The sequence below is a fragment of the Camelimonas fluminis genome (genome assembly GCF_014656355.1).
Taxonomy (GTDB): domain Bacteria; phylum Pseudomonadota; class Alphaproteobacteria; order Rhizobiales; family Beijerinckiaceae; genus Camelimonas; species Camelimonas fluminis.
In genome coordinates, this window is sequence record NZ_BNCG01000080.1 from 1 (window position 1) to 5,846 (window position 5,846).

6 protein-coding genes are annotated in these 5,846 nt (G+C 64.7%); 1 reads left to right on the forward strand and 5 read right to left on the reverse strand.

Translation table 11 applies throughout. The features are described from left to right. Positions 1-54: 54 nt before the first annotated feature. The 5 genes from IE243_RS21935 to IE243_RS21955 form a co-directional block, all read right to left on the reverse strand. Complete coding sequence (locus tag IE243_RS21935) at positions 55-678, reverse strand: phosphohexomutase domain-containing protein (RefSeq protein WP_191321434.1); 624 nt, start codon at positions 676-678, stop codon at positions 55-57. 271 nt (positions 679-949) lie between these two features. Further along, positions 950-2,359: a mannose-1-phosphate guanylyltransferase/mannose-6-phosphate isomerase gene (locus IE243_RS21940; RefSeq protein WP_191321437.1), complete on the reverse strand. Its 1,410-nt coding sequence runs from the start codon at positions 2,357-2,359 to the stop codon at positions 950-952. A 155-nt stretch (positions 2,360-2,514) separates the two neighbouring features. Continuing rightward, positions 2,515-3,126: a TPM domain-containing protein gene (locus tag IE243_RS21945; protein ID WP_191321435.1), complete on the reverse strand. Its 612-nt coding sequence runs from the start codon at positions 3,124-3,126 to the stop codon at positions 2,515-2,517. Positions 3,127-3,207: 81 nt separating this feature from the next. Next, positions 3,208-4,194, reverse strand: coding sequence for a TPM domain-containing protein (locus tag IE243_RS21950; RefSeq protein WP_210319954.1), 987 nt, complete (start codon positions 4,192-4,194; stop codon positions 3,208-3,210). A gap of 87 nt (positions 4,195-4,281) precedes the next feature. After that, complete coding sequence (locus IE243_RS21955) at positions 4,282-4,857, reverse strand: LemA family protein (RefSeq protein WP_191321439.1); 576 nt, start codon at positions 4,855-4,857, stop codon at positions 4,282-4,284. A gap of 285 nt (positions 4,858-5,142) precedes the next feature. On the opposite strand from IE243_RS21955, the gene IE243_RS21960 reads away from it, so the two are divergent. Further along, on the forward strand, positions 5,143-5,793 hold the full coding sequence (locus IE243_RS21960) for a LysE family translocator (RefSeq protein ID WP_191321436.1): 651 nt from the start codon (positions 5,143-5,145) through the stop codon (positions 5,791-5,793). Positions 5,794-5,846 lie beyond the last annotated feature (53 nt).

Here is a 5,846-nt window from a genome sequence, read left to right on the forward strand (position 1 = left end):
CAGTCGATCTTCCTACATCAGCAATCAACGCAGAAGGTGGGAGCAGGACAGCGGTTACACTGGAATGAACGAGGACGCCCGCCCCAGCGGAACCGGCGTGGCGCCGGCGGCGCGCAGCACGTCGCACATGACGTCGCGGCCGACGGACGAATGCTGGTAGACGCCAACGGTCATGCCCCTCAGGGCGTCCCGACCGAAGAAGGCGGCGTAACGATCAAGATAGGGCGTCAGGGCGTCATGGGCGGTTGCCCTGGCAGTGACAGCTGGCGCCTCCGTAATGTCGAGCCGCGCCTGCCAGGCGGAAACAAGCGCCTCATCACCCTTATTGATCTCGCCATCCGGCCGGTAGAATTTCAGTCCGTTGCGATCTTCCGGGATGTGGCTGCCGGTCACCATCACCGCTGGCGCGCCAGCCGCCATCGCGGCCAGCGCCAGCGCCGGCGTCGGAACCGCGCCGCAATCCACCGGCGCAAAGCCCGCATCAGCAATCGCCTGAACGCACAGCGCCGCGATCCCGGGGCTGGAATCCCGCAGATCCCGGCCGACCATCACGGCTCCCGTGACGCCGCCCTCGCGCATCACCTCGCAAAACGCCTGCGTCCAGACGTAGGCCGGCAGACCCAGCAGTTCCGTAACCAGTCCCCGGAGGCCGGAGGTGCCGAACTTCAGCGACGTCATGTTGATCCAGGCTCCCTGCCCGCTGGGCGCACATCCGACTGCGAAGCTGAGGCATGTGGCGTATCGGATTTGCGTCTTGCCACAACCTCGCGCCTTTCTGGATAGCAGAACAGGCGCGACCATCATGAAAAGGGGGCAGTGGCCAGGACCTTCGTCGGGCTGGCCCGTTGCCGGATTGCCACTACAGCGTGTCCTTCGCGCAGGTGCGCCCTTCGCAAGGGACGTTCGCCAGTAACGACAGCGCGGTACATCTGGTCAGCCTGACGCCCCCTCACACCCGCCTGTAGATATCCTCAATACGGACGATATCGTCTTCGCCGAGATATGAGCCGACCTGCACCTCAATCAATTCCAGGGCGATTTTCCCCGGATTCGCCATCCGGTGCACCGCGCCGATCGGCAGGTAGACGGATTCATTTTCATGAACCACCAGAATCTCGTTGTTACGCGTCACCTCCGCGGTGCCGCGCACCACGACCCAGTGCTCGGCGCGGTGATAATGCTTCTGCAACGACAGGATGCCGCCCGGCTTCACTGTGATCCGCTTGACCTGATGACGGCCACCCATGTCGATCGACAGATACTTGCCCCAGGGCCGCTGGATCTCGCGGTGCTGCCCCGCCTCAGCATCGCCATGCTGGGCAATCAGAGCCACCATGTCCTTGACCTTGGCGGCCTGATCGCGCGGCACCACCAGCGTCGCATCGCGCGTCGAAATCACAGCGACGCCGTCGAGACCGATCACAGCGACGACGCCCTCCTCGGAGCGGATCAGATTGTCTTTGCCGTCGAGCACATAGCCGCGACCCTGAATGGCGTTGCCGTCAGCGTCGCGGTTTGAAAGCTCCCATACCGCGCCCCAGCCACCGACATCAGACCAGCCGAAATCCCCGACAACGACCGCCGCCTTATCCGTCTGCTCCATGACGGCGTAGTCGATGGAAATGGCTCTGGCCTTGCCAAAAGCTGCGCCGTCGAGGCGCAGGAACGACAAATCCCGCTCGGCGCCGGCCACGGCGCTGGCCACCGGCTGCTGCACATCTGGCGCAAGCCGCTGCAACTCCAGTCGCATGAGCCGGGCGGGAAAGATGAAGTTCCCCGAGTTCCAGAGATAGCCTTCCAGCAGATATCCGGCCGCCCGGGCGGCGTCGGGCTTTTCGACGAATGCCTCGACACGACGGCCGCCGCCGCCAATATCCTCGCCCGGACGTATATAGCCGTAGCCGGTCGCCGGTCCTGTCGGCGGAATGCCGATCGTGACAATGCGCCCTTCCGCCGCCACCCGCGCCGCCTGCTCACAGGTTTTGACGAAGCGACGGCCGTCCTGAACCACGTGGTCGGCGGCGAATACGCCCACGATCGCTTCCGGGTCCCGAAGCGCCGCCAGTTCGACTGCGGCGGCGACAGCGGCGGCGGAATCGCGACGCATGGGCTCCAGCACAATCTCGGCGTCGATCCCGGTTTGCGCCAGCTGATCCTGAACCGTAAAGCGATACTCGGCGTTGGTAATGACAATTGGTCGACCAAAAGTCGCGGCGTCATTGAGAAGACGCATGACGCGCTGGAATGTCGATTCGCCACCGAATAACGATATGAACTGTTTCGGCATGGAATCACGTGAGACTGGCCAAAGCCGCGTGCCGGCGCCGCCGCACATGATAACCGGGATGAGTTTCGTCATGTCAGACATGCGCGGCCCCATTGCCTGAAGTTCCTGATGGCAAGGCAACTATGGGGCGGAGTCAACATAACCGCAATCAGCTTACAAAGATCATATTATTTTCTTGAAATTACTACATCAGATAAAGACTCATACCTTTTTGGCGTCGCCGGATGTCACAAAAGGATGACGTGATCCGGCAGCTCATTCTCCTTTCGGTCAGGGGACGCCGGATGATGGCGGGCGAGAATGGCGCCGATGCGCGTGACGACGGCGGCCAGCCCGTCGTCGACGCGGCCGCTCTGGATGGCGCTGACCAGATCGTCCACCGCCTCGCGCCAGGCCGTCTCATCCACACAACAGGCAACGCCTTCATCGGCGATCACCTCGACGTATCGTTCGCTGGCGGCCACAAAGATCAGAACGCCGGTCCGGCCGCGGGTGGCTGACAGACCGCGCGCCGCGAACTGGCGATGGGCGGCCTCGCGGGCCCGTTCCCGTTTCAGAAAGCCTGGCGTCAGGGCCAGCCGCGCGGGACGCCAGGCAAGGATCACGCCCAGCAGCAACGTGACAACGATCTGCGCCAGCCAGATGCGCCCGGCGCCCCAGCTGGTCGCCAGCAGCAGCACGCCGGGGGTGGCGAAACCGGCCGCAGCCGCCAGAAACAACGCCCAGCTGCGGTATTCGCTGGCGGCGCGCGCCACGATGCAGACGATCTCGCCTGTCGTGCGCCGCTCCGCGTCGGCAATGGCCGCTGCAACCCGCTTTCGACCGGCTTCATCCAGCATGTCGCATGTTCTCCCAGCGGCATGAGCCGCGTGCGCGTTGGGCCGGATGGCGCGCGCTTCTCCAGCCAGACGGAACCGCATCTACCAGCTTCCGGAGGCGCCGCCACCGCCCGAGGAACCGCCGCCGCCACTAAAGCCCCCGCTGTCAAAACCACCGCCGCCACCGCCGAAACCGCCGCCCCAGCCACCACCCCAACCGCCGCCAACAGGCGGCAGCACCACCGGGCCCCATCGCCCTGTGCGGCTGCGGTGCATGCCGTTGCGGCCGCCGCCGCCACCCGCCATGCGCGACATGATGCGGATAAAGATCAGCAGCAGGATGACATAGAAGATGACGGCCATGATCGACGGGCCGCGCTCCTCTGCCCGCGCTTCAGCGCGCCGGCTCCACGTCCCGGCGTCGCCGGTCAGCACGTCGACAACGGCGTTGGCGCCGGCCTCAACGCCACCGGAAAAATCGCCCTGACGGAACTTCGGAATGATGGCGCTGTTAATGATGACGCTGGCGATGGCGTCAGTCAGACCGCCCTCAACGCCATAGCCGACTTCAATGCGCACCTTGCGCTCGCGCGGCGCCACCAGCAGCAGCGCGCCGTTGTTTTTCTCGCGCGTTCCAAGCCCCCATTGCCGGAACAGGCGATTGGCGTAATCCTCGATCGGCAGGCCATCCAGCGAGGGCACCGTGGCCACCACGACCTGATCGCTGGTTTTGGCTTCATAGGCGGCCAGCCTCGCGCTGATGCGCTCCCGCGTGGCGGCGTCCAGAATATGCGCTGCGTCGACAACACGGCCAGTCAGGCGCGGAAACTGCGCCTTGCCCGGCAGGCCGTCCTGCGGCGCGGCGTCCTGGCCTGGAATTGGGGATGGAGTTGGGGCTGGAGCTGGCCGCGGCGGAGGTTGTTGCGGAGCGTTTTGAGGCGGCGGCGCCGGCGCGGCCTGCTCCTGCGCCGCAACGCTTCCAGGCTGCGTCGTCACCGCCGCGCCCGCCAGCAGGGCGCTCACGGCCAGCAACGCCAGGGCTGAAGCGCAGCGCCGCCAGAACCCGGTCGATACGCCCGTCAGCGCCATGGCGTTCTGCCTCCGGTTGTCAGTTTTCCGGCGGAAAGCATGTCAGATCGTTGGCGGTAAATCGCAGCCACCGCGCCGGCCAACCCTCTAGAACTTTACCGTCGGCGCGCTCTGCGCGCCATCCGCCGCGGCGAATGTCTCCATGGGTTTGGCGGAGGGATATAGAATTTTCGCCACCCAGGCGCCCGGGATGGTTGTCAGCTCGGTATTGTAAACCCGCACGGCTTCGATGTAGTCGCGCCGCGCCACGGAAATGCGGTTCTCCGTGCCTTCGAGCTGCGATTGCAGGGCGAGGAAGTTCTGGTTGGCTTTCAGGTCCGGGTAGCGCTCGACGCTGACCAGCAGCCGGCTGAGGGCGCCGCTGAGCTCAGACTGGGCCTGGCTGTACTGCTTGAATTTCTCAGGATCGGTGACGGTTGAGGCGTCCACCTTGACCTGGGTGGCCTTTGCCCGGGCTTCGACAACCTGCGTCAGGGTCTCCTGCTCGTGAGTGGCGTAGCCCTTCACGGTCGCCACCAGGTTAGGAATGAGGTCGGCGCGACGCTGGTACTGGTTCTGAACCTCGGACCATTTCGCCCTGGCCTGCTGTTCATAGGTTGGCACGGCGTTGATCTGACCGCAGCCAGCAAGCGGCGCGGCGATGACAAGCGCGGCGAAAACCATGCGAATTCGGGAAAACAGGGCCACAGGCGCCTCCGGTTGGCGGGCATTCCGTATGGAATGCGATTGAGCGGAATCTCAGGCCTCGAACAGCTTTGCAATGCAGCTTCGCCAGCGCCGCCGGAAAGCTCCGGTTGCAACGCCGACCCATTGCACTAAACCAGAATAGCGCCAAACGGTTCCGCTTGCGACGCCCCCAACGTTCCTGTGAGGGAGCCGCCGGACCGCACGGTCTGGCGTTGCCAGACAACCTGTGGGCGCCAGACACATTCCCAGGCGACATTTTCGATGGATTTCATACCCGCCCTTCCTGTGCTCGCATCCTATACGCTTGCCTGCATCATCCTGTTCATCACGCCCGGCCCGGACATGAGCCTGTTTCTCGCCAAGACCATTTGCGAAGGCCGTCGCTCCGCCCTTGCGGCCGTGGCCGGGGCGGAAAGCGGCTGCCTCATCCACACCCTGCTGGCGGCGCTTGGCGTCTCCGCCCTGCTGGCGGCCTCCGCGACAGCCTTCCTGGCGCTGAAGATCGTTGGCGCCCTGTATCTGCTGTGGCTGGCGATCGGCGCCATTCGCCATGGCTCGGTGCTGAAAGTGGACGCAACGCGGCAGACGCAGGCGCCGCCGCTGTTGCAGTCATATCTGACCGGCCTTGGCGTCAATCTCACCAACCCGAAGGTGGTGCTGTTTTTCGTGACCTTCCTGCCGCAGTTCGTCAGCGCCCATGATCCGCACGCCATGGGCAAGCTGGCGTTTCTCGGGGTGTGGTTCGTCGTGCTCACCACGCCGCTGTCGGCGTTGCTGGTGCTGGCGGCCGGCGCGATCATCCGCGGCGTCCGCGCCCGGCCGTGGCTGGTGCGGGCGCTGGACTATCTGTTCGCGGGAATTTTTGGCCTGTTCGCCCTGAAGATACTGGCCACCCAGAGCCGGGGCCCCTAGAGCGGTTTTCGAACGTCTAGAATCATAAGAGGTTCCCCCTTCGCGAGATTTCT

Bases quoted from the DNA above. Each gene is read 5' to 3' on its own strand.
- IE243_RS21955 (WP_191321439.1), bottom strand. From the start codon at position 4,857: ATGGTTTTCGCCGCGCTTGTCATCGCCGCGCCGCTTGCTGGCTGCGGT.
- IE243_RS21940 (WP_191321437.1), bottom strand. From the start codon at position 2,359: ATGACGAAACTCATCCCGGTTATCATGTGCGGCGGCGCCGGCACGCGG.
- IE243_RS21935 (WP_191321434.1), bottom strand. From the start codon at position 678: ATGACGTCGCTGAAGTTCGGCACCTCCGGCCTCCGGGGACTGGTTACG.
- IE243_RS21950 (WP_210319954.1), bottom strand. From the start codon at position 4,194: ATGGCGCTGACGGGCGTATCGACCGGGTTCTGGCGGCGCTGCGCTTCA.
- IE243_RS21960 (WP_191321436.1), top strand. From the start codon at position 5,143: ATGGATTTCATACCCGCCCTTCCTGTGCTCGCATCCTATACGCTTGCC.
- IE243_RS21945 (WP_191321435.1), bottom strand. From the start codon at position 3,126: ATGCTGGATGAAGCCGGTCGAAAGCGGGTTGCAGCGGCCATTGCCGAC.